The organism is Bacillus sp. FSL W8-0116 (assembly GCF_038003825.1).
GTDB classification, from domain to species: Bacteria; Bacillota; Bacilli; order Bacillales; family DSM-4216; genus Bacillus_O; species Bacillus_O smithii.
In genome coordinates this window covers 2448877-2470964 of record NZ_JBBOPY010000001.1, presented here as the reverse complement: position 1 = coordinate 2470964, position 22088 = coordinate 2448877, and the positions used below count along the sequence as shown (strand labels likewise).

Annotated in this window: 22 protein-coding genes and 1 riboswitch; of the genes, 4 read left to right on the top strand and 18 right to left on the bottom strand. The window is 41.2% G+C overall.

What is annotated here, in order from left to right; translation table 11 throughout:
* Nucleotides 1–501: 501 nt before the first annotated feature.
* Both N1I86_RS11795 and N1I86_RS11790 read right to left on the bottom strand, forming a co-directional pair.
* Nucleotides 502–1851, bottom strand: coding sequence for a glucose-6-phosphate isomerase (locus N1I86_RS11795; RefSeq protein WP_003354294.1), 1350 nt, complete (start codon nt 1849–1851; stop codon nt 502–504).
* Nucleotides 1852–2063: 212 nt separating this feature from the next.
* Nucleotides 2064–3227 carry an iron-containing alcohol dehydrogenase gene (locus N1I86_RS11790; RefSeq protein WP_003354295.1) on the bottom strand — a complete coding sequence of 388 codons (1164 nt, stop codon included), beginning with the start codon at nt 3225–3227 and terminating at the stop codon, nt 2064–2066.
* Nucleotides 3228–3411: 184 nt separating this feature from the next.
* On the opposite strand from N1I86_RS11790, the gene N1I86_RS11785 reads away from it, so the two are divergent.
* Nucleotides 3412–3645, top strand: coding sequence for a DUF378 domain-containing protein (locus N1I86_RS11785; RefSeq protein ID WP_003354296.1), 234 nt, complete (start codon nt 3412–3414; stop codon nt 3643–3645).
* 269 nt (nt 3646–3914) lie between these two features.
* On the opposite strand, the gene N1I86_RS11780 is transcribed toward N1I86_RS11785, so the two are convergent.
* The 5 genes from N1I86_RS11780 to N1I86_RS11760 form a co-directional block, all read right to left on the bottom strand.
* Nucleotides 3915–5159: a Glu/Leu/Phe/Val family dehydrogenase gene (locus N1I86_RS11780; RefSeq protein WP_003354297.1), complete on the bottom strand. Its 1245-nt coding sequence runs from the start codon at nt 5157–5159 to the stop codon at nt 3915–3917.
* Nucleotides 5160–5463: 304 nt separating this feature from the next.
* Nucleotides 5464–7008: an L-glutamate gamma-semialdehyde dehydrogenase gene (gene pruA / locus N1I86_RS11775; protein ID WP_003354298.1), complete on the bottom strand. Its 1545-nt coding sequence runs from the start codon at nt 7006–7008 to the stop codon at nt 5464–5466.
* A gap of 172 nt (nt 7009–7180) precedes the next feature.
* A complete protein-coding gene (gene yugI, locus N1I86_RS11770; RefSeq protein ID WP_003354299.1) occupies nt 7181–7564 on the bottom strand; it encodes a S1 domain-containing post-transcriptional regulator GSP13 in 384 nt (127 codons plus the stop codon).
* Between the two features lie 381 nt (nt 7565–7945).
* Nucleotides 7946–9112, bottom strand: coding sequence for an aminotransferase (locus N1I86_RS11765; protein ID WP_003354300.1), 1167 nt, complete (start codon nt 9110–9112; stop codon nt 7946–7948).
* The gene (locus N1I86_RS11760) at nt 9109–9609 is read right to left on the bottom strand and encodes an Lrp/AsnC family transcriptional regulator (RefSeq protein ID WP_341096481.1); all 501 of its coding nucleotides are present in this window, start codon (nt 9607–9609) and stop codon (nt 9109–9111) included. Before N1I86_RS11760 ends, N1I86_RS11765 begins: the two co-directional genes overlap by 4 nt.
* Before the next feature lie 128 nt (nt 9610–9737).
* On the opposite strand from N1I86_RS11760, the gene N1I86_RS11755 reads away from it, so the two are divergent.
* The gene (locus N1I86_RS11755; protein ID WP_003354303.1) at nt 9738–10595 is read left to right on the top strand and encodes an alpha/beta fold hydrolase; all 858 of its coding nucleotides are present in this window, start codon (nt 9738–9740) and stop codon (nt 10593–10595) included.
* Here the strand turns inward: N1I86_RS11755 and N1I86_RS11750 are convergent.
* Nucleotides 10555–10830: a DUF1871 family protein gene (locus N1I86_RS11750; protein ID WP_341096476.1), complete on the bottom strand. Its 276-nt coding sequence runs from the start codon at nt 10828–10830 to the stop codon at nt 10555–10557. The two genes, N1I86_RS11755 and N1I86_RS11750, sit on opposite strands and share 41 nt — an antisense overlap.
* Before the next feature lie 82 nt (nt 10831–10912).
* On the opposite strand from N1I86_RS11750, the gene N1I86_RS11745 reads away from it, so the two are divergent.
* The gene (locus N1I86_RS11745) at nt 10913–12085 is read left to right on the top strand and encodes a MalY/PatB family protein (RefSeq protein WP_341096474.1); all 1173 of its coding nucleotides are present in this window, start codon (nt 10913–10915) and stop codon (nt 12083–12085) included.
* A gap of 104 nt (nt 12086–12189) precedes the next feature.
* Here N1I86_RS11745 and N1I86_RS11740 read toward each other — a convergent pair whose 3' ends face one another.
* Both N1I86_RS11740 and N1I86_RS11735 read right to left on the bottom strand, forming a co-directional pair.
* Nucleotides 12190–12393: a hypothetical protein gene (locus N1I86_RS11740; RefSeq protein WP_003354307.1), complete on the bottom strand. Its 204-nt coding sequence runs from the start codon at nt 12391–12393 to the stop codon at nt 12190–12192.
* Between the two features lie 219 nt (nt 12394–12612).
* Nucleotides 12613–13203, bottom strand: coding sequence for a peptidylprolyl isomerase (locus N1I86_RS11735; RefSeq protein WP_341096472.1), 591 nt, complete (start codon nt 13201–13203; stop codon nt 12613–12615).
* Nucleotides 13204–13365: 162 nt separating this feature from the next.
* On the opposite strand from N1I86_RS11735, the gene N1I86_RS11730 reads away from it, so the two are divergent.
* A complete protein-coding gene (locus tag N1I86_RS11730) occupies nt 13366–13764 on the top strand; it encodes a kinase-associated lipoprotein B (RefSeq protein WP_341096470.1) in 399 nt (132 codons plus the stop codon).
* Between the two features lie 63 nt (nt 13765–13827).
* On the opposite strand, the gene N1I86_RS11725 is transcribed toward N1I86_RS11730, so the two are convergent.
* The 8 genes from N1I86_RS11725 to N1I86_RS11690 all read right to left on the bottom strand — a co-directional run bounded on the left by N1I86_RS11725 (nt 13828) and on the right by N1I86_RS11690 (nt 22076).
* Nucleotides 13828–14775: a hypothetical protein gene (locus tag N1I86_RS11725; RefSeq protein ID WP_341096469.1), complete on the bottom strand. Its 948-nt coding sequence runs from the start codon at nt 14773–14775 to the stop codon at nt 13828–13830.
* A gap of 2 nt (nt 14776–14777) precedes the next feature.
* Nucleotides 14778–15410, bottom strand: a complete 633-nt coding sequence (locus tag N1I86_RS11720) for a hypothetical protein (protein ID WP_048623903.1) — start codon at nt 15408–15410, stop codon at nt 14778–14780.
* 18 nt (nt 15411–15428) lie between these two features.
* Entirely contained in the window at nt 15429–16415 is a 987-nt protein-coding gene (pilM, locus tag N1I86_RS11715; protein WP_341096468.1) for a type IV pilus biogenesis protein PilM, read from the bottom strand.
* 12 nt (nt 16416–16427) lie between these two features.
* Nucleotides 16428–17186, bottom strand: a complete 759-nt coding sequence (locus tag N1I86_RS11710; protein WP_341096466.1) for a prepilin peptidase — start codon at nt 17184–17186, stop codon at nt 16428–16430.
* A gap of 235 nt (nt 17187–17421) precedes the next feature.
* A complete protein-coding gene (locus N1I86_RS11705) occupies nt 17422–17862 on the bottom strand; it encodes a competence type IV pilus major pilin ComGC (protein ID WP_341096464.1) in 441 nt (146 codons plus the stop codon).
* Nucleotides 17863–17981: 119 nt separating this feature from the next.
* Nucleotides 17982–18064: riboswitch (cyclic di-GMP riboswitch) on the bottom strand.
* A gap of 104 nt (nt 18065–18168) precedes the next feature.
* Nucleotides 18169–19374, bottom strand: coding sequence for a type II secretion system F family protein (locus N1I86_RS11700; protein ID WP_341096462.1), 1206 nt, complete (start codon nt 19372–19374; stop codon nt 18169–18171).
* Nucleotides 19374–20414: a type IV pilus twitching motility protein PilT gene (locus N1I86_RS11695; RefSeq protein ID WP_341096459.1), complete on the bottom strand. Its 1041-nt coding sequence runs from the start codon at nt 20412–20414 to the stop codon at nt 19374–19376. The genes N1I86_RS11700 and N1I86_RS11695 overlap by 1 nt, the downstream gene beginning before the upstream one ends.
* A 33-nt stretch (nt 20415–20447) precedes the next feature.
* Entirely contained in the window at nt 20448–22076 is a 1629-nt protein-coding gene (locus tag N1I86_RS11690; RefSeq protein ID WP_341096457.1) for a GspE/PulE family protein, read from the bottom strand.
* Nucleotides 22077–22088: the final 12 nt, after the last annotated feature.

Below are 22088 nucleotides of genomic sequence, written 5' to 3'. Positions count from 1 at the left end.
TAAAAAATAAAAGGGAGAGAAAAAAAATAATATGAAGACTAAAAAGCAAAATATATTGGATCTAGTTATGTATTCTGGATTTTTAATTTTCTTTATTTATTGGTTTATAAAGGATGATATGCCATCCACTTATTTATGGATATTAATTATTGTGTATGCTTCAATAATTGCTTTTAAACTAAAAACAATTTTCACCTCAAAAAAATAAACTAAAGATGTGTAGCTCACAAAGCAGATTCCTTACCTTCTTTTACGAATTGTTCAATGCGCTTTTTTAATGGCCCATTTGCGATCATTCTTGTTTCAACTTATTCACCAACTTGAACAACAAACAAATCCGGCACGATTTGGGGCACGAAAGCACCCCCATCACGGCGGATACGTAAAACACGAAAAATAAAAAAATAAAAAAAGAATCGAAAAAAAGATTTTCGGAGTACATGTCAAACTATTTTTGTACTCCGAAAATCTGCTCTTTTCTCGATTCTTCGAAAAACGTCGTTATTTCAATCGTTTTTCAAGTTCCGCTTTCTTCTCTTCATAGCCTGGTTTGCCGAGAAGGGCAAACATGTTGACTTTATAAGCTTCCACTCCCGGTTGGTCAAACGGATTGACTCCGAGCAGGTAGCCGCTCATGGCACAGGCTTTTTCAAAGAAGTACACTAAATATCCGAACGTATACTCATCCATTTTTGGAATGCGAACGATTAAATTCGGAACACCGCCGTCTGTGTGAGCGAGCATCGTGCCTTCAAACGCTTTATTGTTCACAAAATCAACCGTTTTGCCGGCAAGATAGTTCAAGCCGTCAAGATCGTTTTCTTCCGCTTCGATGGTCACTTCATGGCGCGGATTTTCGACTTTAATGACCGTTTCAAAAAGATCACGGCGTCCTTCTTGAATATATTGCCCTAATGAATGAAGATCAGTAGAAAAGTTTGCAGAAGAAGGATAAATGCCTTTTTGGTCTTTTCCTTCGCTTTCTCCGAATAATTGTTTCCACCATTCCGCAAAGTATTGCAGTCCCGGTTCATAATTGATGAGCAATTCGGTCGTTTTTCCTTTATTGTATAAAATATTTCTCACTGCTGCATATTGGTAAGCCAAATTGTTTTCCAACTCGGAATGGCCGAAATCTTCACGAGCTTGAGCAGCACCTTTCATCATCGCTTCAATATCCGCTCCGCTTACCGCAATCGGCAAAAGTCCTACTGCCGTCAATACAGAATAGCGGCCGCCGACATCGTCCGGAATCACAAAGGTCTCGTACCCTTCTTCATCGGCCACAGTTTTCAACGCGCCTTTTGCTTTATCGGTAGTAGCATAAATTCTTTTGCGCGCTTCTTCTTTTCCGTATTTTTCCTCCAACAACTTACGGAAAATTCGGAAGGCAATGGCAGGCTCAGTCGTCGTTCCCGATTTAGAAATCACATTAATGGAGAAATCCTTGCCTTCGAGAAAATCCATGACATCCTTCATATAAGTGGAGCTAATATTGTTGCCGGTAAAAATAATTTGCGGCGTTTTTCTTTTTTCGCTTGGAAGAGCGTTATAAAAACTGTGATTGAGCATTTCAATGGCAGCTCTTGCGCCTAAATAAGAACCGCCGATTCCAATCACAAGCAGCACATCGGAATCTTGTTGTATCTTTGCCGCCGCTTTTTGGATGCGAGCAAACTCTTCTTTGTCATAGTCAACAGGCAGGTCGATCCATCCAGTAAAATCACTGCCTTGTCCCGTTTTCTCATGAAGAGCATGGTGAAATACTTTTACAGCGTCTTGCAAATAGCGAATTTCATGTTCTCCAAAAAAAGTTAAGGCTTTTGAGTAATCGAATTGAATATGTGTCATATTGCAGCCTCCGTAGGAAATATTTTCAACTTAACTTTATCGAATGAAAAAAAAATAATCAAGCTGTAGCCTTAAGAAGGAAACGATTACAAATTTGACATTATTTCAAACTCCTATAATCAGTTATTATATGGTTCAATATCCATTTTTTATAATGAAATCAGCAGGGGCTGTTCTATACAGCCCCTGCCAAAAAAGATTTTAAATGCCCTTTATAAAGAAGCTTTTAAAATCGAAAGCACATCGTCGCGATTGAGAGCATGGAAATTGCCAAATTCCCCACGGAACATGGCCTTATCTGCAATCTCTTCCAAGCGTGAATCGTCAATGTCGTAATCAGCCAAACGAGATGGAGCGCCAAGCGAACTCCAAAATTCCCGCAGTTTTTGGATTCCTTCTAATCCTGCTTCTTCCGGCGTTTTTCCTGTTGGATCCACGTCGAAGACACGGACCGCTAATTGTTGAAAACGTTCCGGACGAACATGCAAGTTATGTTTCATCCAGTTTGGGAAAAGAATCGCCAGCCCACCGGCATGTGGAATATCATATACGGCTGAAACTGCATGTTCAATATTATGAGTAGCCCAATCGCCGCGGTAGCCCATTTGCAGCATGCCGTTTAAAGCGATCGTTCCGGCAAACATAATCGTTTCGCGCAGCTGGTAATTTTCCAAATCTTCGATAAGCTTAGGAGCTGTTTCTATTATGGTTTTTAAAGCCCCTTCACACATCCGGTCTTGAAGAGGAGTATCTTTGGCATCGTGAAAATATTGTTCAAAAATATGAGTCATCATATCGACAATCCCATAAACGGTTTGATCTTTCGGTACGGTAAACGTATGGGTCGGGTCGCAAATAGAGAATTTCGGAAATACGAGCGGGCTTTTCCAGCTCACTTTTTCTTTCGTTTCCCAATTGGTGATGACGGATCCTGCGTTCATTTCTGATCCAGTCGCTGCATGAGTCAACACCGTTCCAAAAGGCAATGCCGACTCGACTTCCACTTTTTTCATGACAATATCCCATGGATCTCCATCAAACTTTGCTGCTGCCGCAATGGCTTTCGTGCAGTCAATAACGCTTCCGCCGCCAACTGCTAATATAAAATCAATTCCTTCTCTTTTGCATATATCTGCTCCTTTTCTAACGGTTGAAATCCGCGGATTCGGCTCCACACCGGAAAGCTCATGCACTTGGACATCGATTTCTTTCAACAAAGAAAGCACGCGGTCATAAAGGCCGTTTCTTTTAATGCTTCCTCCCCCGTAAACAAGAAGGACATTTTTTCCGTATTTCGGAACTTCCGTTTTCAGCTCCTCCAGTTGTCCCTTCCCGAAAATCCACTTCGTCGGATTATAAAAAGTAAAATTATCCATACCGCACTCTCCTTTCTATCCAACTATGTTATTATGTAACATTTTCTATATATTTTTCAAAACATCCACCTTTTTAAAGTAGTGGAAGTTTTGAAATGAAAAATTTACCGGGTGGCGAAAAGAATAGGACGTCTTCTTCTGCTGCAAACTATAATAAAGAATCGTAAAAAAGGAGGTTTGTCTTATGAGTGCTCTTCAAAGAGTGGCGCTTATCTTTACTATATTAGGAGCCATCAATTGGGGATTAATTGGCTTTTTTCAGTATGATCTAGTAGCCGCCATTTTCGGTGGACAAGATTCGGCTCTTTCACGAATCATTTACGGCATTATAGGCATCGCCGGATTAATCAATCTCGGTCTGTTGTTTAAGCCGAACGAATCACTTGAACACGATCCTGAACCCAACACGGCTGATTAAACATTTTTGGTCTTGAAGACGAAAGAAATTTTCGACAAAAGCGAAAGGCATCGCTGGGACAGACATAAAAACAAAAAGGCGGCTGAATCATACGACATTATCATCATTTGAAGCGAACAGCCGCTAACGTCTCCTGCCAAAGTTATTTCGCTGCTCCTTTCTCAAACTGAATTCCTTTCTCCGCACAAAAAAGAAGAAGGCGCTCGTCCTTCTTCTTTTTATATTTCTTCCTTTTACATCGGTTTAAAAAATCTGACTCATCTATTTACTTATACCCAGCCTCTAAATTTAGCCGCTTCCGCTGTACGGCGGACTCCAATCATATAAGCAGCCAAGCGCATATCAATATTTCTGGATTGGGCGGTATCGTATACCGTGTTAAAAGCTTTCACTAATTTCTCTTTTAATCGCTCATTTACTTCTTCTTCTGTCCAATAATATCCTTGGTTATTTTGCGTCCATTCAAAATAAGAAACCGTTACGCCGCCGGCGCTGGCCAGCACGTCCGGAACAAGAAGGACGCCGCGATTCGTTAAAATTTTTGTCGCCTCCATCGTCGTAGGTCCGTTAGCCGCTTCTACCACAATGGATGCCTTAATATTATGTGCATTTTCTGAGGTAATTTGATTTTCTACTGCTGCCGGCACTAAAATGTCACATTCCAATTCCAGAAGCTCTTTATTCATGATTGTATTTTCAAATAATGTTGTGACGGTGCCAAAACTGTCACGGCGATCCAGCAAGTAATCGATATCAAGGCCATCCGGATCATACAGAGCCCCGTAAGCGTCTGAAATTCCGACAATTTTAGCTCCTTCATCATACAAGAATTTGGCCAAGAAGCTTCCCGCATTGCCAAAACCTTGGATAATGACTTTCGCTCCTTTTATATCAATGCCTCGCTTCTTCGCCGCTTCTTTAATGCAAATGGTCACACCTTGAGCGGTGGCTTTTTCCCGTCCTTGCGATCCCCCTAATACAAGAGGTTTGCCTGTAATAAAACCAGGGGAATCAAATTCGCGCAGTCGGCTGTATTCATCCATCATCCAGGCCATAATTTGAGAATTTGTGTACACATCAGGCGCCGGAATGTCTTTTGTCGGTCCTACCAATTGGCTGATCGCTCGGACATAGCCGCGGCTTAATCGTTCGATTTCTCCCATCGACATCTGTCTCGGATCGCAGACAATCCCGCCTTTTCCGCCGCCATATGGAAGATTCACGATGCCTGATTTGATCGTCATCCACATAGATAGCGCTTTCACTTCATCTTCAGTGACATCCGGATGAAAGCGAACTCCTCCTTTTGTCGGGCCGGTTGCATCGTTATGCTGTGCTCGGTAGCCGGTAAATACTTTTGTGGTTCCATCATCCATGCGGACCGGTATCCGAACCGTCAGCATACGCATTGGTTCTTTCAACAGTTCATACATTTCTTCATTATATCCCAATCGGACAAGAGCCTCTTTGATTACACTTTGAGTAGAAGTAAATAGATTTAAATTTTCCGTCATAAATTTCGCCTCTTTACACCTTTTTCATCTTTACTATTATAATAACATTTTGATGATTCGTTCAACCGCCCTTTGAAAAGTTCTTTTCATTACGGATCAGAAACATCAAGACGAATAACGGTTTTATCATGTTTTTTCAAAAAAAATTTCTCATCCTTTCCAGTCATTCCATTACTTTCAGAGATTTCGTTCGACGTCTTTTATCTCTCATTTATTATTGTAATCATTGCGAAATTCAAAATTCTCTATAAAAAAGTATGATTAACGAATTCTTCCGCTGATGGCGACAAAACCATTTTTTCACTCAAAACGCTTCCGACACTGTTTTGGCTTGCATATGAAGAAGCAAATAATCCGGCCCTCCCGCTTTTGAATCAGTACCTGACAAATTAAATCCCCCAAAAGGCTGGTATCCTACGATCGCGCCTGTACACCCTCTGTTGAAATATAAGTTCCCTACATGAAAATCTTCGCGCGCTTTTTCCAAGTTTCGTCGATCATTGGAAATAACGGCCCCGGTTAATCCATATTCCGTATTATTCGCAATTTCCAGCGCATGTTCAAAATTTTTCGCCTTCGCAAACGCAACAACCGGACCAAAAATTTCTTCCTGCATAATCCGAGCATCCGGTTCCACGTCCGCTATAATGGTCGGCTCTATATAATATCCTGTTGAATCGTCTCCTGTGCCCCCAATAATGATGTTTCCTTCTGTTTTGCCGATTTCGATATATCTCATAATTTTTTGAAAAGAAGAGGGATCAATAACCGGCCCCATTTTGGTTTCAAAACAAGCGGGGTCGCCGATTTTCCATGTTTTCGCCAAGTTGGCTGCCCGATGAAGAACTTCGTCATATACCTCTTCCAATACAACAGCCCGTGAACAGGCAGAACATTTTTGCCCGGAAAAACCAAAAGCGGAAGCGACGATGGATTGAGCAGCCAACTCCAAATCGGCTTCCTTATCCACCACGATCGTATCCTTTCCACCCATTTCTGCTATGACTCGTTTTAGCCAAATTTGGTCGGTTTGTTTCTTTGCCGCTCTTTCATAAATTCGAAGTCCAACATCACGAGAACCGGTAAATGAAATAAACCTCGTTTTCGGATGATCGACTAAAAAATCGCCTATTTCCGAACCGCTTCCCGGAACAAATTGAAGCACACCGTCAGGCAAACCGGCTTCTTTCAACACTTCCACCAATCTTGCCGCCACCACAGGCGTTGTGGAAGCCGGTTTCAACAATACTGTATTTCCTGTTACAAGTGCAGCAACCGTCGTCCCCGCGGTTATGGCCAACGGAAAGTTCCACGGAGAGATCACCACTCCCACTCCGAGCGGTATATAATGATATCGATTGCGTTCTCCTTCTCTGCTTAGGACAGGAGCGCCATCTTTTATTTTCAGCATTTGTCGTCCATAATACTCCATAAAGTCAATGGCTTCCGCCGTATCAGCATCCGCTTCTATCCACGATTTCCCGGCTTCTTTCACCATGAGAGCCGAGAATTCATGCTTTCGGCTGCGGATGATGGCCGCTGCTTTAAACAAAATGTCCGCACGCATTTCAGGTTTCGTTTTCCGCCAAGATTCAAACGCTTCTGCAGCTGCTTGAATCGCTTTTTCCGCCAATTCTTGATTGGCTTTGGAAACGAAGCCGATCACTTCTGTTTTGTTCGCAGGATTCCGGGAAATGATTTTCTCTTTCGTTGTGATGAATTTGCCATCGATCACAAGCGGATACTCTTGCCCCAAATGTTGATTTGTCCTCTTTAAAGCTTCTTGAAACGCTTCCCGATTGTTCTCATTCGTAAAATCTGTCAACGGTTCATGTTGATAAGCTATCATCTTTTTCCCTCCTGAACATGAAATTGGAATCAGCGGAACACGATAAAACAGGCAATCATCCATGAAGTTCAGATAAAAATCATCTTTTTGTTTGGAAATCAGCTTATTACATGATATTGAAAAAGGCTTTTTTTCATGCAAAAATAAAACCGAACGGCTTTGCCGTTCGATTTTATTTTTTTTGATACGTATTGCTTTTTTCGGATTGAGCAATCCATTCTTTCAGTTTCTCTTTTAAAGTATTAAATCCGGTGGAAGAATCGTCCAATTTAATATTTCCGTATCGTCGAGACATTTTCCGATCCGTTTTGGTGGATTCCATTTCACGCATGGAAAGGCTGATTTTTCCATCTTCTTCATCAATCGCAACAATTTTAGCTTGAACCTCGTCCCCAACTTTTAAATAGTCTTCAATGTTTCTGACATATCCATGTGTAATTTCCGAAATATGGATGAGTCCTTGCGTTTCCTCATCTAAGGCGACAAACGCCCCATATGGTTGAATCCCGGTGACTTTTCCGGTTACTATGGCACCAACTTCATATTTTGCAGACATGCAAACACTCCTATAAAATTTTTTCTCCTATTTACGCATTGATCAATTATAGCATAATCATACTTCCACCGCAAAAACGATTGTAAACTTCATCCATATTCAACTGAATAAATTTCGATCGTCTATAAGCATTCCATGTTTATGGCGGTCAAAACATTACTTGCCTAATCATCATCAAGAGACATCTTATTTATCCATCATCCAAAATTTTTAGGAAAAATAAGAATAAATTTTCACATCATTGGACATCCTTAAAATGCAGCAAAGCTTTCTAATAGTATTCCCCCTACCCTTATTATCAGGACGAGTGGATCGTCCTCTTTTTTTGCCAAAAATGAAAGGCTGATTTCCCGGTAAAGGAATTCAGCCTTTGGATCATATCTAAAGGGAAGCCAGAAAACGTTTCATTCTTTTAATCGCTTCTTGAAGCTGTTCGATCGATGAAGCATAAGAACAACGAATATATCCTTCTCCGCCTTTGCCGAATACATGTCCGGGAACAACGGCCACTTTTTCCGAAAGCAAAAGCTGTTCAGCGAATTGCTCCGATGAAAGCCCCGTTCCCTTAATAGACGGAAAAGCATAAAAAGCACCGCCCGGCATATGGCAATCCAATCCTAGTTCATTTAAAGATTCGACAAAGAAGTTTCGTCTTCTTCTATAATCGTTTTTCATTTCTTCCACATACTCCATTCCGTTTTGCAAAGCCTCAATCGCAGCATATTGCGCAGGAGTGGAAGCACACATCATGGTGTATTGATGCACTTTCAACATCGCTTTGGAAATTTCTTTTGGAGCGCATGTAAATCCAAGTCTCCAGCCCGTCATGGCAAATCCCTTCGAAAATCCGTTTATTAATATCGTCCGCTCCTTCATCCCTTCCAAGCTTGCAAAAGAGGTATGCGGAATATCGTAAGCCAGCTCAGCATAGATTTCATCCGCAATCACCAATAAGTCATATTTTTTTACGATATCACAAATGGCGATCAAGTCTTCCCGTGCCAGCTGTGTTCCGGTCGGGTTATTCGGAGAACAGATCAACAACGCTTTCGTTTTAGGTGTAATGGCCCGTTCCAATTCTTCCGGCTGAAGTTTAAAATCATTTTGCGCCAATGTGCCTATGGAAACGACATTGCCGCCGGCCAGCTGAACGAGGGGTCCGTAAGAAACGAAGCATGGCTCTACTACCGCGATTTCGTCTCCAGGGTCAATAATCGTTCGAAGGGCAATATCCAGCGCTTCGCTTCCCCCTGATGTCACGATAATTTCTTGTTCCGGATCATATTCTGCTTGAAACCGTTCTCGCATATAATCGGCAATCGCCCTTCTTAGTTCGATTAAACCTGCATTGGCCGTATAGGAAGTATATCCTCTTTCCAGCGAGGAGATGGCCGCTTCCCTAACGGACCAAGAGGTAACAAAGTCCGGCTCTCCCACTCCTAGTGAAACGACGCCTTCCATATTGGCCGCCAGATCAAAAAACTTTCGAATCCCAGACGGAGGAATTTTATCCACTGATTTGGCTATATAGCTTTTCATTGTATTCATGGTGACACCACAATTCTTCTATCATCATTGTTTTGGTCATAAATAATTCCGTCATGCTTATATTTTTTCAGTTGGAAATGTGTAGTAGTCGAAACGACCGAATCCAACGTGGACAGTTTTTCCGAAACAAAGCGGGAAATTTCATTCATCGAACGGCCTTCCACCGTCACGGACAAATCGTAAGCGCCGCTCATTAAATAAACGGATTTCACTTCTTTAAACCGATAAATGCGCTCAGCCACGGCATCGAAACCTACTCCCAGTTTTGGCGTGACTTTCACATCTATCATGGCGGTGACTCCATGATAGCTATCTACTTTCGACCAATTTACTAAAGTTGTATAATGGACGATAATATTTTCTTTTTCTAATTTTTGAATCACGTCTTGAACTTCCTCGACAGATAATTGTGTCATTTTTGCTATGTTCTCGAGACTCGTTCTGGCATCCTTTTCCATGATCGCCAATATCTCCAGTTCTTTCTCGTTGAGCTCCATGATTCTCCCCCATTTTTGAAATATTAAGACTACTTTATTATAACAAATTTAGGAGAAAATAAAGAAGAGAGTTCCATTTAATCAAGAAAAGTTTCTCACGGATTTCCATCAACTAGGGGGAACCAACATTGTTCAATCAAAAAGAAAGAGTTTCAATCAAAATAGACGATTCTTGCTTATATTACCGCTATATTCCAAATAGTGCAGCCAAATACACGCTCGTCTTTTTGCACGGCTTTCTTTCTTCCTCTTTTAGTTTTCGCAAACTGATTCCTTTATTAAAAACAGATTATGCACTTCTTTTGATTGACTGGCCGCCGTTTGGAAAAAGCAAAAAATCAAAGGCATTTCTTTACTCGTACGAAAATATTGCCGCCTCCATTCTCCGGCTGCTTCGTTCTTTCCAATTCGAATCCGTCGTGCTCGTGGGTCATTCCATGGGAGGACAGTTGATTTTGAATATGCTGAAACAAAAGCCGGATGCGGCGGAAAAAATCATACTCATCAATGGCTCTGCTTATATTCCGAGGTTCAAACAATCTCTGATTTTGGCCAGTTATCTGCCATTTGCCCATCGATTGGTAAAACGCTTGCTGGAAAAAACGGGGGTGGAGGGAAATTTGCGGTCAGCTGTCTATGAACATGAAAAAATTAATCAAGAAATGGTGGCAGGCTATATGGAACCATTTCTTTCTGAGGATATTTTCCACGGACTGATCCGATTTCTGCGCCATAGGGAAGGCGATCTTTCTTCCGTAGAAATTCAAAACATACAAACCCCTTCTCTTTTAATTCACGGGGAATTTGACAAGATCGTTCCTTTCCATATCGGCAAACGGTTAGCTCAAGATTTGCCGAACAGTCGTCTCGTTATGATCGAAAAAGCCGGACATCTTTTACCGGAAGAAAATCCGGAAGAGATCTGCCGGCACTTGAACGAATTTGTCAGCGTTGAAAAGGGAGATCGCACGAAGAATTTTCTTTGACGGCTAACAAAGCGCTTGCTATTGGTTCAATTTCTTCACGCGGAAGAAGTTCTTCAAATGAAAGTTCAAAGATGGCACGAATTTTTCGCACAAGAGATTCAAGGTTATCCGTTTCATGAACCGCTTGGATAATATCCGCCATTTCCGTATCATATTGACCTGCTCCAATGCGGAATGGATCCCAGCCCATTAAAATATCTGCCAGCTGCAGATTCGTTTTAGCGATTGGATTCAAGTTGCATCACCTTTTGTTTTACCATTTTTGCTTCTTATTTTACCATGGAGTAGAGAAATCAAACACTAGGAGGAAATATGGAATGGTGCAATTTGACGAAATCATCGGCCGAAAAGGAACTTCCTCAGTAAAATGGGACCAAATCAAAACGATATTCGGAACCGAAGAAGCGTTGCCTATGTGGGTAGCAGACATGGACTTCCGCGCCCCGCAAGAAGTGATCGAGGCTCTGAAGAAAAAAATCGAACATGGCGTTTTTGGTTATACGACCATGCCGTACTCTGCCATCGAAGCTGTTTGCCAATGGATAGAGAAGCGTCATCATTTTCCCGTTCAAAGAGAATGGCTGCTTTTCAGCCCGGGCGTAGTTCCTTCCATCAGTTTAGCCATTCAAGCGTTGACGGAGGAAGGTGACGAAGTGCTAGTGCAGCCGCCCATTTACCCGCCGTTTTTCAACATGGTAAAAGCAAATAACCGCAAAGTGGCCTATTGCCCGCTTGTCTTAAAGGGCAATCAATACGAGATCAACTTTGATGCGTTTGAACAGTTGTTAAAAACTAGAAATATTCGATTGTTTTTGCTGTGCAGTCCACACAATCCCGGCGGAAGGGTATGGACAAAAGAAGAATTAACCAAAATAGCGGATCTCTGTCAAACTTATCAAGTATGGATCGTCTCTGACGAAATCCATAGTGATTTGACGGCACTCCCAAACAAACATATCCCCATCGCTTCCATAAAAGAAGAATACCGCGAATTTGTCATTACTTGCATCGCGCCAAGCAAGACTTTCAATTTAGCAGGACTTCAAGCTTCCTGTATCATTGTGCCAAACCCAAAAATTCGGAATCAATTATCCCGCGTTCAAAAACGTCAAGGCTTTTTCCAGCTGAATATGATGGGAATGGCAGCGATGGAAGCTGCTTATCGTTACGGGGAAAAGTGGTTGGATGAAGCCATTTCCTATATTCGTGGAAACGTGGAGCTTGTGAAGCAGTTTATTGAAAAAGAAATTCCATCATTAAAAGTAATGGAACCGCAAGGCGGATATCTGATTTGGATTGATTGCCGAGAAACCGGCTTAACGGATCAAGAAATAAAAGAGCGGCTTTTATTCAAAGGAAAACTCGCTTTAGAGTCCGGCCCTAAATACGGACCAGGCGGAGAAGGGTTTGTCCGTATGAATGTCGGCTGCCCGCGCTCCTTAGTCGAGGAAGGTTTGAAGCGAATGAAAGCTGCGTTTTCGAAAGACTAATTCACTTCATGCAGCACGTTGCCGTAAATGGACAAAAGCGCCGGTCATCTGAACCGGCGCCCAATGGTTTGGATACATAAATTCGCCAATTTAAAATAATGAGCTTATTTCCTTAAATGGCGTCTCTGTTTATTAATTTGCTCTTCTAATTCCCTTGTTTTTTCCTCTTCTTTTTTGGAGATTTTTTTAATCAACAGGAAGGCGATCACTGCCAAAATAAAAAAAATGGTCATAGATATAGCCGCCGGAATATACTCCGATTTATCTTCCGGAAAATACAAAAACAAACCTAATATGAAAGCGATCAAAACAAAACAGCCCCCTTAATAGTAATGAGCCCCCTATTTCTCTTCACCATTCCAACTTCTATCCCCTTCGTCCATTCTCGATTCAAATACGAGAAAACAGCAGCCACATCAAACATTTTGTTCCCAAAATTCTGATTTCTTACATTCTACCTTTAAATCATCATGTTCGAAATCCATCGTTCCTCCGCCGGATTGAAGCATCCCGCGGAGGACTTTCATTTATTCGGCCACCAATATCGTTTCAATAATCACATCTTCCAAAGGACGATCTTGTTGATCTGTTTCCACGTTGGCGATTTCATCTACAACGTCCATTCCTTCCAACACTTGTCCAAAGACAGTGTGGCGGAAGTCAAGCCAAGGCGTTCCACCTTTCTCCATATAAACGTCAATAATTTCTTTCGGATACCCGGCTTTTTCCATTTGTTCCCGAAAACCAGGATCGATGTTTTGATTTTGGACAATAAAAAACTGGCTTCCATTTGTGTTTGGCCCCGCATTGGCCATCGAGAGCGCTCCTCGAATGTTAAACAAATTCGGCGAGAATTCATCTTCAAATGGCTTTCCGTAAATGCTCTCTCCACCTGTTCCATTTCCTTTCGGATCGCCGCCTTGAATCATAAAATCGCGAATCACACGATGAAAAATTAATCCGTTGTAATAGCCGTTTTTGCTGTGAGTAATAAAATTTTCCACAGTTTTCGGCGTGTATTCCGGAAACAGCTTGATTTTAATGCTGCCTTTATTGGTCTTCATTTCAACAACGATCTCATTTTCTGCTACTTGATTGGTTAATTGCGGAAATGTCATAAATTTTCTCCTTCCGTTTTATTATCTCTCTTACTTTACCTTATTGCGGATGAAATTTCCACATCGCAACTTCGGCTGGAGCTTCCCGACTAAAAAGTTCTTTTCCCGTTCCATTCTTTTTGTGTTATGTTTATGAAAAAGACTTTTCAGGAGGAACGAATCATGGATATAGGAGATGTGGTAACCGCCATTTACAAAACAGGAAAATATATCGGAACAATTACGGACGAACGACCGGAACATTATACCGTGCAAATATTAGCGGTAGAAAAGCACCCGCTGCAAGGAGACCTTCATCATCCGAAACAAGGAAATGTAAGCTTTTTCCACGAACGCAAAGCGCTGGCTTTCAAAGAACAAGCCAATATTCCTAAAAAAATGGTGAAACCTTTTACCGGAAAAGTGCCGAATTACACGGAATCATTGGTGAAATCCTTTATCGTTTATAAACAGGAACTGGAACAAAACCCGGAAAATGAATATGCCCAAAAAAGCCTCCAATGTTTATCATCCATACAAAAAGAATACGAATTCATGTACTCGATTTCCTTCCCAAATTAATCATCCAGTACAAAAATTCGTATTTTCTCTACACATCAAACCTTCGCTTCTCCATGTTTGCCATCATGGAGACTGATGGATCTTTTCATTTGATTGATTAGGAGAGTTTTTACTCGTCGAAGGTTGATCGGCATTTGTTGTTTGGCTTTGATTGTTTTCTGACGTTTGCGTATGATCAGCAGTACCATTGTTGTTCTGATTGTTTTCCGTCGATTGATTGGTCGGCGCCACCGGTACTAATGGATTGCTTTTCCCTGAAGGATCCGGAGTCGAGATACTTGGCGGCGTTAGTTTTAACTTTTTGGCAATCGTTGAATCATAATAAACGGAAATCGTCATATTAACCGTTAAGGCATTCGCTTCATTCTCTGTGGAAACAGGTTCGTTGTTTCCTACAAATTGGATCGATTCCACTCGATTGACACGATCCATTTGCTCCAATTTTTTTAAAAACTGATAAATCTCAGGATACGTTGACGCTTGTACGACTAAATTGACTTTTTCTTGTTTTACCCCCGACGGCAATGAAGTTTTGGCCGTTTTGGATGGTTTCGTATCGTTATTTTGTGCAGTTGTACTCGTCGTTTCACCCGTATTGAAACTAGTCGCATTGGAGTTTGAGTTTGTTCCAGTCATTTGATCCATTTGATCCGCTTGATTCGTACCATCACCGGCATCGGTTGATGAGTCAGAGTCTTCCGCAAGAGCGTATTGAATAATGGTACAGCCTGATGATGCTTCAGCCTTTTGCAAATCCAAAATAAATTGGTCGACAGAATCGTTCCAAGGAAGCGCTGTCTGCCATTGATAGACCTTTTTCAAATCGTCTGCTGATAATTGTTTTTCAGATTGAACCTTTTCCGATGAATCATTGACATGAGCCATTTGCGAAGAAAGGGCAGCAATCTGTTTTTTGGCAGGGACGATTGCTTTCCAATAATAAAAAATGTCTAAAAAACAGAAAAGGATCACAAGAATTAACGGGATCAACATTTTCACTCGTTTGCTCATGCCTACTCATCCTTTTCTGTATCGATCTTTAATTTACTCGTTTCAAGCTGTAAAACATACTCCGCTTGATAGCGCGGCAACGTTGTTGGATCAATAGCGGTGTTGTCTGTTGCATTATCGGTTGTATAACCGTTCACGCTGCCGGTTGTATCATTTGTTTGAGGCGGAACGCCAAAACTCTTTAACGTCGCTTTCTTGATCCATGATATTTCATTGAGTCGTTTCAAATAATAAGCAATCTCGCTTTTTGTATCAAATTGAACGATCATATCCGCTTCTTGATCATCTGTCAGTGAAAATAGCAACAAATATCCTCTTTCCGGCAGCTTTTCCGTGAGTTCTTTCAATATTTTCGTCGTTTCAATGGGTTGATTTTGCGCCCATTTCACAGCCGTTTCGTATTGATGGAAGGACTCGACTTCAGGATTTTGATGGTTCGCTTTCATTTTCGCAGCTTGCAGCTTTGTGGCAAAATCCACTTTCTCTTGCAGCTCGGCTTCTTGTTTTTGCAATGAATGGCCATAGATGAGAAGAAAAACAAGCAAAAAAATAAAAAGAACGAGCAAGATAAAAAGGCCAATCAAGAGATAAGAAGGTTTTTTCTTTTTTTCAATGAAATTGATTTCTACTAACATATACTCACCTTCTGATGCTCATTCTGCAGGGTGGAGGGCTAGTCCAATACAGTCAGAAAAAGCAGGCGGAATATTGATATTTTCTTTATTTTGAAATAACGGCACAGTCAATGCATCATCGATCTCCATTTCAATTTGCTCTTGCAAAACTTCGGAAATGGTTTGTAAATAAGGATGGTCCCCCGCTACGACAATTTTATTCAATCGCTTTTCCCCTTGCATGATGGTGAATTCGTAAAAGTTTTGCAATCGGCTTATTTCCTGAACGATCGTGCGAATATATTCACCGAGCAAATCTTCAATTCCTTCCGGCATATAATATTCATAATCCATATGTGAGCGGTTGATATACGCTTCTCTATTTGCAGGCAAGTTTACATAGTGAACATAAATCGGCTGATGTTGTTCAAAAATCGATACTTGAATATACGAATAATGGATTTGCAGCAATAAAATACGGTCATCCGGACGAACCCGATTCAAATGGTAATACAGACGATACAACGATAAAAGCGATAAATCCATAACTCTCGGCTTTAATTTTAGTTTTTCCAATAAACCGACATACTGGTTCACAATCGCCTCCCGCGCTGCAATCATCAATGCTTCTCGGCCATTTTCACTCTCATCTTGCCATTCTACCGTTTCAATAATCGGATCTTCAAAAGGAAGCGGAATGGAATCATTGGCCGCCATATAAAGATATCCTTTCAATTCATCACTCGGAACATCTTCAGGAATGGCAACTTTTCGCAAAAAAGTGTGGCCATCCGGAATACAAAGAAATGTAGGCAGCTTTTTGGCGCCATATTCACTTAATTGTTCCTCAATCATTAAAAGCAAGCTATCTTCATCCTCAATCATTCCACCCGATATCAATCCGTCAGGCAACGCTTTTTGATTGAATGAGAGAATGGTATTTTTTTTTGTCACCAGTAAACGCAAATAATCATCCGTTATGATCATTTGTAATTTCTTTCGTTTGCCATATGTATAGGACTTCATTTCCTGATCTCCTTAACTCCACATGGTTTTTATGTAGAAATCCATCATATCTTGTCCATAAAAAAAGGCAAGAATGGCACCAGCAGCAATAAACGGGCCAAAAGGAACCGGTTTCCCTTTTTTAAATTTCCCTTTCAATAGGAGAACCAATCCAAATAAGGATCCGAATAAGCAAGCTAGAAAAAAAGATAATAGAGTCTTTTCCAATCCTAAAATCAAACCAATGACAAAGTACAGCTTAATATCTCCTCCGCCCATTGCCCCATTCGTCACAACCGCGATGAGAAAAAGAAGCCCAAATCCAATCGCAGCACCCGCCCATGAACTCCACCACGGTACGGTTGGCGAAAGGAATCGAATGACAATAAAAAGAATCATAAACGGCAGCAAAATCTTATCAGGAATCACCATATAGGCTAAATCCGCAACGGTAATGATCACAAGCAAGGATGAAAACAAACAAGCAATGACTAGCTCCATGCTCCATCCAAATTGATAAAAGGAAAAAGCAAATAGCACACCCGTGATGGCTTCAAAAATGGGATAGATCCATGAGATTTTTCTTTTGCACGACCGACACTTGCCCTTAAGAAAGAAAAATGAAAACAAAGGGATATTTTCAAACCAGCGCAGTTTATGATGGCAATGAGGACAATGTGAGCTTGGAAAAATGATCGATTCATGGTTTGGCACGCGAAGCCCCACAACATTAAAAAACGAACCGAACACAAGACCTATTACGGCAAAATAAACAGTCCAAAAAGCATTCATTCTCGATCCTCTCATTCCTTGTGATAGCAAATACTCACTTAAGTGAAAAAACGCCATGATCATTGCTAAAACGATCATCACTTAAGAGAGAGATACCGTTTTCTCCACATTGTGTCATAGAATAGGAATCATCAATTCAGGAAGGCAAGTGAAAATAAGGATCAGGTCTGGATATGATCCAGACCCCAGACCTAGAAATTGTCATTCCTTATTAACTAGAAATTGTCATTCCTTATTAATCGGATGTGAATTTGCCCGAGTTGATCTCACTTTCAGTTCCTGTAAAAGTACCTTTACTAGTTACTAATCGAACGGAGTATCCTGTATTATCCTTTTTTACATAACTACCACTAGCATAGGCTTGCGATTTATTATATGGATCTTTTGGAATCGCATCTAAATAGCCGGCATCCACTAACTCTTGAAGAGTGGCGCCATTTGCACTTTTTATTTTCAACGATACTGTACTGTTTTCATCATCCGCAATGGCCAATTTAGCAGCATTAATAATTAACAAGGCATTAGATCGATTTGAATCGTCTCTGCTGTTATTGATGATTTTCCCGACGCTTGGTACAGCCACCGCTGCGATAATGGCAAGAATGACAACAACAGCTAATAATTCAATCAGCGTCATACCTTTTTGATTCTTAATGACATTTTGTAACTTTTTCATAGCACTCCCTCTTTCCTAATAATTCTTCTTTTTCTGAATGAAAAACTAGAAACTTGAGCCATCATTTCGTGTTCAAACGATCGCCCCAACTCCTCTCAAATACCATTTTTATTAGGAAAATCGAAAATGGGAGGTTGCACTACTCGCTCCAAGTCATTCAAGTGCCCAAATACAAATGACTCTTCATCACTCCAAATTCTACAACTCTATTATACGTTTTTTAGGTAGAAAGTCACTAAACTTTTTTAAGATAAAAGTATGAATTTTCTTTTAATCGGATCTCTATGAAGAACTCTATCAACTCCTCTAAAAGCCTTGATAAATACGAAAAATAGGTACGTAAATGGATAAAATGATGACGCCAACTGCGACTGCCAAAAAAACGATGAGCATTGGCTCGATTAAGGTTTTCACTTGTTCGGTTGCTTGTTCAACTTCAGACTCATAAAAATCCGCCACTTTTTCCAGCATATATTCTAATGTCCCGGAGCTTTCCCCTAAAATAATCATTCTTGTAACAAAAGGCGGAAAAGCCCAATGTCCAATCATCGGCTCAGCCATTGATTTTCCTTCTTCCAATGATTCTTTCGATTTGTTGAGCACATTGACGATGACTTGATTGTCCACTATACGTTCAACAATGGTTAATGAATCAAGAATCGGGACTGAAGCGGAAAACAATGAACTTAATGTTCTCGCCATCCGAGCAAGCGCCGATTTTTGAATAATTTTGCCGAATACGGGAATTTTAAGTTTCATATAATCAAGCAAATAATTGCCTCTCGGTGAACGCATCCATAGCCAGAATAAAAGCGAGCACGCCATCACAATCAATACAATAAGCCAACCGTAAGACGTTAAAACGTGACTGATCATAAGCATCAATCTAGTTATCAACGGCAGATTGGCACCAAGAGAAGCAAACATTTCTTCAAACATGGGCACAACATAAATAAACATAAAAAAGACTACCATAATAGCAACGAAAAGAATCACCAGCGGATACACCATGGCCGATTTCACTTTTTGCCTGATTTCGTATTGTTTTTCGAAATAAGTCGCCAGCCGGTCCAAAATTTCATCCAACTGTCCGCCGACTTCTCCGGCTTTTACCATATTTATATAAATGGACGGGAAAATATTCGGAAATTTTCGGGCAGCCTCAGAATAAGCGATCCCCGAACGAATTTCTTCTTCGACTTCGACAAGCGTATCTTTCAACAGACGATTATCTGTTTGTTCGGATAATATTTTCGTCGCTTCCACAACGCTGATTCCGGCTTTTATGAGCGTTGCAAATTGCCGAATATAAATCACTAAATCTTTGTATTTCACCTTTTTGGGGAGAATGTTGACTTCACGGTAAAGCAGACCGGTCATCTCTTCCAGTGCGGCAACGGCAATGCCCTTTTCTTTCAACTTTTGCACCGCTTTGCTGCGAGTATCTGCTTTTACCGTTCCTTTCACTTTTTCCCCTTTGCGATTACGGCCGCTGTACTGAAAAACTGCCATCAATAACCACCATCTGTCATATAAGGTTTGGCATCTTCCAATGAAATGAGATTTTGATTCAGCAAAGATTGAACAGACATTTGCATCGTCTGCATGCCGATATGTCTGCTTGTCTGCATTACACTTCTTATCTGATGAACTTTCTCATTGCGAATTAAATTACGTACAGCCGGATTATTAATTAAAATTTCAAAGGCGGCAATTCTTCCATTGCTTTTTTGATTTCGAAATAAGCGCTGAGAAATAATGGCTTTCAGCTCTGAAGCCAGTTGAATTCTCACTTGTCCTTGTTGGCCCGGCGGAAAAACGTCAATGATTCGATCGATCGTCGTCGGCGCATCGGTCGTATGCAACGTGGCCAATACTAAATGGCCCGTTTCAGCTGCGGTGATCGCAGTCGAAATCGTTTCAAGATCGCGCATTTCTCCTACCAATATCACATCGGGATCTTGGCGGAGACAAGCTCGCAATGCGTTGGCAAAAGATCCGGTATCAAAGCCGACCTCTCTTTGATTAATCATGCATGTCCCGTGTTTATGCAAATATTCGATCGGATCTTCCAACGTGATAATATGTTTTTTGACCGTACGGTTCATCTCATCAATCATGGCCGCCAAAGTAGTCGATTTACCGCTTCCGGTTGGACCGGTCACCAGTACCAGTCCTTGAGGCAATAAGGCAAAATCGCGAAACACAGCCGGAAGTCTCAGCTCTTCAAATGTCGGAATGTCTCTGGGAATGACGCGAACGGCTAAACCGACACAGGAACGTTGATGGTAAGCGTTGACACGAAAACGGGATACCCCCGGAATTCCATAAGAAAAATCCAACTCTCCTTGTTTTTTAAACTTTTCCCACATCGAATCCGGAATAATCGCTTTGGCCATATTTTCCGTATCCTCCGGTTTGAGAGTTGTCGCACCGTGTTTTTTGAGTTCGCCGTTGATTCTCATAACAGGCGGAACCCCAACGGTTAAATGAATATCGGAAGCACCTAGCTCGAAAGCAGATCTTAATAAATTTTCCAGTTGTTGTTTCAAGTTCCTTCCCCTTTCCTGCCATGTTGCTTTTCATCAGCTCATGGTTGCTTGCAAAACTTCACGAACAGTCGTCAGACCTGATTTCGCTTTTAACAGACCGTCATCCAGCAAGAAGAGCATCCCTTTTTTCAAGCAAGCTTTCTCCACTTCTTGCATGCTCTTTTGGTTATAAAGCAATTGTCTAATCTCGTCATCTAAGATGAACAATTCGTGAATAGCCAGCCGACCCTTATAGCCCGTTTGGCGACAATGGATGCAGCCTTTGCCGTAAAAAAGCTTGTCAATTTGAAGTCCGCGCTTTTGAAAGAGCTCTTTTTCCATTTCACTAGGTTCATAAGCTTCGCGGCAATCCGGACAAATTTTACGGACAAGTCTTTGGGATAAAACTCCTTGTAAAGCGGAGACGACTAAATAGGATTCCACACCCATATCATTCAGACGCGGGATGGTGGCGATGGAACTGTTCGTGTGCATCGTGCTGAAAACAAGATGTCCCGTTAACGCAGAACGTATAGCAATTTCGACCGTCTCTTTATCCCGCATTTCCCCCACCATGATAATATTCGGATCCTGCCTTAAAATCGCGCGCAATCCTGTTGAAAAATCAAGACCGATCGATGGATTGACCTGCACTTGATTAATGCCTTCCAATTCGTACTCAACCGGATCTTCGATCGTGACAATGTTCACTTCTTCCGTGTTTAAGTGGTTTAAAGCCGCATATAATGTCGATGTTTTTCCTGAACCGGTCGGTCCCGTAATAATCACAAGTCCAGACGGTTTTTCAATCAACTTTTGAAATCGTTGCAAGTTGACTTTATTAAAGCCGACCTCTGAAATATCTTTTCGAATATTTTGCAAATCCAGTAAACGAATCACCACTTTTTCTCCATAAATGGTTGGCAAAATGGAAATGCGCATATCGATCGTTTTGTACTTAGAGAGTTTCATTCTTCCGTCTTGCGGCAGTCGGTTCTCCGTAATGTCCATATTGCCCAATATTTTCACCCTTGCGATTAAGGCAGAATGAACGGATTTGGATAAAATCCTTTCCGTCCTTAATAGGCCATCGATCCTGAAACGAACGATCAATTTCGATTCTTGCACATCGATATGAATATCGCTCGCTTTTAATTGAATGCCTGCTTCCAGAATGTCATTGACTAAAGCAACGACGGACTCCTCCGCTGCCTCTGATACATTGGTGCTCGCCGCAGCGGTTTCATTCAACTGATCCTTTCCATTGTAATATTTATAAATCGATGAAATAATATCTTCTCTCGTGGCAATCACGGGTCGAATTTGCAGTCCAGTGGACAGCGTTAAATCATCAATCGTGTAAAAGTCTAATGGATCATACATCGCCACTGTCAGTTCACGGTCTTTTTTCTCAATTGGAAAGACTAAATTTTTCAAAGCAAATTCTTTTGGAATGAATTTCAAAAGAGTGGTATCAATGGGGATGGACGGCAATTTTACGTGCGGAATCCCCAGCTGGAACTCCAATACTTCGATTAATTGCTGTTCGTTTAAATAGCCTAAACTAACGAGTACATCGCCCAATTTTTGTCTACTTTTCTTCTTTTTGAGTGCTTCTTGTAATTGTTCTTCTGTAATAACTCCCGCTTCCAATAATAAATCGCCCAGTCGTTTTCGTTCCATTTCAAAACCCTA

Coding starts and splice junctions, on each gene's coding strand:
- N1I86_RS11795 (WP_003354294.1), bottom strand. CDS start 1,851: ATGACACATATTCAATTCGATTACTCAAAAGCCTTAACTTTTTTTGGA.
- N1I86_RS11790 (WP_003354295.1), bottom strand. CDS start 3,227: ATGGATAATTTTACTTTTTATAATCCGACGAAGTGGATTTTCGGGAAG.
- N1I86_RS11785 (WP_003354296.1), top strand. CDS start 3,412: ATGAGTGCTCTTCAAAGAGTGGCGCTTATCTTTACTATATTAGGAGCC.
- N1I86_RS11780 (WP_003354297.1), bottom strand. CDS start 5,159: ATGACGGAAAATTTAAATCTATTTACTTCTACTCAAAGTGTAATCAAA.
- pruA (WP_003354298.1), bottom strand. CDS start 7,008: ATGATAGCTTATCAACATGAACCGTTGACAGATTTTACGAATGAGAAC.
- yugI (WP_003354299.1), bottom strand. CDS start 7,564: ATGTCTGCAAAATATGAAGTTGGTGCCATAGTAACCGGAAAAGTCACC.
- N1I86_RS11765 (WP_003354300.1), bottom strand. CDS start 9,112: ATGAATACAATGAAAAGCTATATAGCCAAATCAGTGGATAAAATTCCT.
- N1I86_RS11760 (WP_341096481.1), bottom strand. CDS start 9,609: ATGGAGCTCAACGAGAAAGAACTGGAGATATTGGCGATCATGGAAAAG.
- N1I86_RS11745 (WP_341096474.1), top strand. CDS start 10,913: ATGGTGCAATTTGACGAAATCATCGGCCGAAAAGGAACTTCCTCAGTA.
- N1I86_RS11735 (WP_341096472.1), bottom strand. CDS start 13,203: ATGACATTTCCGCAATTAACCAATCAAGTAGCAGAAAATGAGATCGTT.
- N1I86_RS11730 (WP_341096470.1), top strand. CDS start 13,366: ATGGATATAGGAGATGTGGTAACCGCCATTTACAAAACAGGAAAATAT.
- N1I86_RS11725 (WP_341096469.1), bottom strand. CDS start 14,775: ATGAGCAAACGAGTGAAAATGTTGATCCCGTTAATTCTTGTGATCCTT.
- N1I86_RS11720 (WP_048623903.1), bottom strand. CDS start 15,410: ATGTTAGTAGAAATCAATTTCATTGAAAAAAAGAAAAAACCTTCTTAT.
- pilM (WP_341096468.1), bottom strand. CDS start 16,415: ATGAAGTCCTATACATATGGCAAACGAAAGAAATTACAAATGATCATA.
- N1I86_RS11710 (WP_341096466.1), bottom strand. CDS start 17,186: ATGAATGCTTTTTGGACTGTTTATTTTGCCGTAATAGGTCTTGTGTTC.
- N1I86_RS11705 (WP_341096464.1), bottom strand. CDS start 17,862: ATGAAAAAGTTACAAAATGTCATTAAGAATCAAAAAGGTATGACGCTG.
- N1I86_RS11700 (WP_341096462.1), bottom strand. CDS start 19,374: ATGGCAGTTTTTCAGTACAGCGGCCGTAATCGCAAAGGGGAAAAAGTG.
- N1I86_RS11690 (WP_341096457.1), bottom strand. CDS start 22,076: ATGGAACGAAAACGACTGGGCGATTTATTATTGGAAGCGGGAGTTATT.